Source organism: Alkalimonas mucilaginosa (assembly GCF_036327005.1).
In the GTDB taxonomy this organism is placed as follows: domain Bacteria; phylum Pseudomonadota; class Gammaproteobacteria; order Enterobacterales; family Alteromonadaceae; genus Alkalimonas; species Alkalimonas mucilaginosa.
In genome coordinates this window covers 1-312 of the sequence record NZ_JAUGZK010000062.1, presented here as the reverse complement: position 1 = coordinate 312, position 312 = coordinate 1, and the positions used below count along the sequence as shown (strand labels likewise).

Here is a 312-nt window from a genome sequence, read left to right as displayed (position 1 = left end):
TTTTTTCTGGGTAGCGATCCTAGTTGTACGCTCGTTTGCACCCTTGGTCGTTAAATTGCCAACTCACCACCATGGACAGGTTGAACCTGCCTAATCAGCCTCTTGAGCATGAATACGGCGTTTTTATAGCCGTAAAAATGCGATAAAAAGGCCAGCAAGGCCATTTTCTTGATGTTCTGCGCGGCTGCCGCCAGCAGACATTGCATCTGCACCTTAAACAGGCCTCGGAACCGTGCATAGCGATGGCCATGTTGTTGTTTTGCATCTGCGAAGCTACGCTCTACCGTCTCTTTTCGTCGGTGGTAAATCTTT

The 312-nt window shown here is 48.7% G+C and carries 1 protein-coding gene; it reads right to left on the bottom strand.

Annotated elements, in window-relative coordinates:
* Positions 1 to 50: 50 nt before the first annotated feature.
* Positions 51 to 312 (bottom strand): transposase (locus QWF21_RS18145; RefSeq protein ID WP_330089439.1); only part of this gene is annotated, 262 nt, incomplete at its 5' end.